This window comes from Mesorhizobium sp. M1E.F.Ca.ET.063.01.1.1 (assembly GCF_003998155.1).
Taxonomy (GTDB): Bacteria; Pseudomonadota; Alphaproteobacteria; order Rhizobiales; family Rhizobiaceae; genus Mesorhizobium.
The window spans coordinates 1-2862 of record NZ_RZSC01000739.1 but is presented as its reverse complement, the minus strand read 5'-3'; the positions used below and the strand labels follow the sequence as shown (position 1 = coordinate 2862).

At 63.6% G+C, this 2862-nt stretch carries 2 protein-coding genes and 1 pseudogene; all 3 read left to right on the top strand.

Annotated features, from left to right (window positions below):
• A partial coding sequence (locus EOA29_RS31500; RefSeq protein WP_245468602.1) for a BTAD domain-containing putative transcriptional regulator occupies nt 1-1563 on the top strand: 1563 nt, incomplete at its 5' end.
• A 241-nt stretch (nt 1564-1804) separates the two neighbouring features.
• Nucleotides 1805-2086, top strand: coding sequence for a hypothetical protein (locus EOA29_RS31495; RefSeq protein ID WP_245464721.1), 282 nt, complete (start codon nt 1805-1807; stop codon nt 2084-2086).
• Nucleotides 2087-2361: 275 nt separating this feature from the next.
• Nucleotides 2362-2862 (top strand): annotated as a pseudogene (locus EOA29_RS31490) (GGDEF-domain containing protein); the annotation flags it as partial.

Sequence of the window (2862 nt, the reverse complement as noted above, 5' to 3'; positions counted from 1 at the left end):
TATCAGGTGAGATACCGGCAGAAGGCGCAGCAGCTGGCGGAGCGCCTGAGCCTTGCGCCGCCCGAAGCCGGATCCGCGGATGAAGCAGCTTGCGAACGGCTGGCGGAAAGGCTGCTTGCCTCGGATCCGACCGCGGAGCCTGCGCACCGGGCATTGATGCGCATCCATGCAGCGAGGGGCCACGAAAACGCGGCCTTGCGTCAGTTCGAGACCTGCCGCGCGGCGCTGAAGAAGTATCTGGGCGTGGAGCCCGAGGCGCAGACGCAGTCACTGGCGGCGTCGCTGCAAACGCGGAGCGGAAATCGCCCGACCACGTCGACGCACGACACCGCCCAGCCGGTCCAGCCTGTCGCCACGCCCGCGAGACCGCAAGACCAGCCATCGGTGGCGGTGATGCCTTTCGACAATCTCGGCGGGGCGGAGGACGAGTATTTCGCCGACGGCGTTGTCGAGGAGATCACCGCCGCGCTTTCGCGCATCCGGGATTTCTTCGTCATCGCACGCCAGTCCGCCTTCACCTATAAGGGACGCTTCGCCGACGTGCGCGAGGTCGGCCGGGAACTCGGCGTGAATTACGTGGTCGAAGGCACGGTTCGGCGGGGCGGCGACCGGCTGCGCATTTCCGTGCAGCTCGTCGATGCCGACACTCGGACACAATTGTGGTCCGAGCGCTACGAGGGCGCGACCGAGGACGTTTTCGAGTTCCAGGACAGGATCGCGGCGCAGGTGGCCGGCGCCATGCATCCGGCCATCCGCGGCGCCGAGATCGAGCTTGCCAGGCGCAAGCCGCCGACCAGCCTGCGGGCCTATGATTTCGTCATGCGCGCCTATCCGAACATTTGGGGCCGCCGCAAGGACACCAACGACCAGGCAATAGAGCTGCTCAAGAGAGCGATTGCCATCGATCCGGCCTATGGTCGCGCGCATGCGCTTCTGGCGTGGTGCTGCGCCTCGAACGCCGCGTATCTGTGGGCCGAGCAGCCGGAAAGGGAGCTGGAAAGGGCGCGCGCGGCGGTCGAAGCCGCGGGCTCGATCGGCGACGATCCGACCGCTTTGGCCGCCGCCGGATCGGCATTGAGCATGTGCGGCGAGCAGGAGCGCGCCACCACCTTCATCGAAAGAGCGCTCGCGCTCGATCCGAACAATGCTTGGGCATGGGCACGCCATGGCTGGATCGCTATCTACAAGGACGAAGCCGTCCGCGCGCCGGAACGGTTCCAGCGGGCGATGACGCTGAGCCCGATGGATCCGTTCGCATTCAACATGAGACTGGGAATGGCCACAGCCCTGGCCAAGACAGGTTCCCTTTCCCAGGCCGTCGCCATCGCCCGCGAGGTGATCGCCGCCCATCCCGACATCATCATGTCCTATCGATACCTCGCGGCCTGGTCGGCGATGAACGGCGACCAGGAGACCGCCCGCTGGGCCGCGCAAAAGCTGCTCACCGCCCAACCGGGCTTCACGATCGAGCGATACCGGTCGCTGCCTATCTTTCGGAACACGCCGGAATGGGCGGACAAGGTGGTCGAAGCCTTGATTCAGGCGGGATTGCCCGAACGCTGATCGCTTAAGATGCGATCGTCTCCGTTAACCATCGATTAACTATCCGATCGCCTTTAATTCGATCTTGGAGGATACTGATTTTGGAGCGAAACGGTGGTTCGCTCCGGGAGCCTGAACAGGAAAAGAGTCGTCGCACCGGCGCACTTGAGATGTTCGCCTGTAGGCGGCCGACCAAAAAAGCGACGGGACACCGTCGTCTCACGGGGAGGCGCAAGCATCGAAGTCGATGAGGAGCGCCAAAATGAAGATCGAAGAAGCAGTTACAGCGGTGACAGCCGAAGCGAGCGCACTTATGTCTTGCCTTGGCCAGCCCGTTGTCGCCTACCACGTCACCGAAATAATGAGGGAGACGGACGTGGAGCACGCTCGCGAGATGCAGCTCGCCTTGATGCGGCGAAGCGTCGAGGCTCTTGTCGATGATGGCTTGGAGGACGTCGCTGCCGAACATTTTGCATCGAAGTTCGATGGTCGCATCGGCTTGACCTGGAGACTTCTGCACTCGTCAGACGGCGCGCCGCACTGATCTCGACCGGTCCAGCGTCGGACGCTACCTCGACCGCCGTGACGCGCGCCCGATTTCAGGCGCGCGCCGGCAGCTTCGGTCGATTTGGCAGCTTCCTTCTACCAATCGAAGCAGCGGGGCAGGGTCGGGACGATCCGTTCGGCCGAACCTGCGGGCAGCCTCAACTCCGACGGCGAAGAGCCCGCCGGGGGCCTGCTCGCCCATCTCTACCCGGTGCCCCGTAAGCTGCTGAAATCCTTAACGTGATTTTCATTCCACTCGCTTAGCCATTTGGCATGAAATATTCCAAGCAGGCTGGTCCAGATTCCGTGCCCCAGGGGCAAAGCGAATCCGTGGAAGCGGGAATCCTGCGGGATCAGCTCGCCGATCTCAGGGTGGGGCTCTTCGTTTCGATGCCCGTCGGTACGGTCCTCTCGGCCCTGGTCCTGGCGGTGCAGATGCTTTCGGGTGGCGGCCTTGCGGCGGTGCTGTGGTTTGCGGCGGTCAGCCTGATAAACGGCGCTCGCATAGGACTTGCGCTTGCCCAATCGGATGTCCCCGATGGTGGGCCCGATGGCGGGTTGAAGCCGGTCGGTGCCCGACTTTCTCTCTACGGGATGCTGGCTCTGGCGTCGGGTATCGCATGGTCTTTTCTGGCCGTGCTGACGAACGGATACACCACTCCACAGGCGCCGCTCTATTTGGTCGTTCTTGCGGGTCTGTCGGCCGGTTCAGTCACCTACGGAGCATCATACGCGCCGGCTTCGATCAACTTCATGACGCTGCCGCTTCTGGTC

Coding starts and splice junctions, on each gene's coding strand:
- EOA29_RS31495 (WP_245464721.1), top strand. CDS start 1,805: ATGAAGATCGAAGAAGCAGTTACAGCGGTGACAGCCGAAGCGAGCGCA.